This window comes from Vogesella lacus (genome assembly GCF_979366295.1).
Map to the genome: position 1 here is coordinate 1 of NZ_CEETQT010000047.1, position 317 is coordinate 317.

Consider the following 317-nt stretch of genomic DNA (forward strand, 5'->3'; position numbering starts at 1 on the left):
GAGTGGCAGCGCGACTGGGCACGCAAGGAAACCTACGAAGACGTGATGGCAATCGTAAAAGAGCACTCTGGTGCCTATGGTATGGGCGTCGACTATGCCTACACCATGGTTCACAAGGCTCCCGAGCGCGTCCAGCACGGTGAACGCATCGGTCCCAACCCGGCCAAGTAAGCGAACCACCGGGTGGCTTTTGCCGCCCGGTGTGACAGCGCGGCACTCTTCGTGAATCGAGGTGAACTATGAAAGCCTATCTGATTTCATTGGCGGTCGGCCTGCTGGTGGGCGTCATTTACAGCCTGTTGGATGTTCGTTCTCCG

At 58.0% G+C, this 317-nt stretch carries 1 protein-coding gene; it reads left to right on the top strand.

The window, feature by feature from the left end:
• Nucleotides 1-239: 239 nt before the first annotated feature.
• The coding region (locus ACZ9W6_RS17655; protein WP_465192493.1) for a DUF1427 family protein at nucleotides 240-317 on the top strand (78 nt) is incomplete at its 3' end.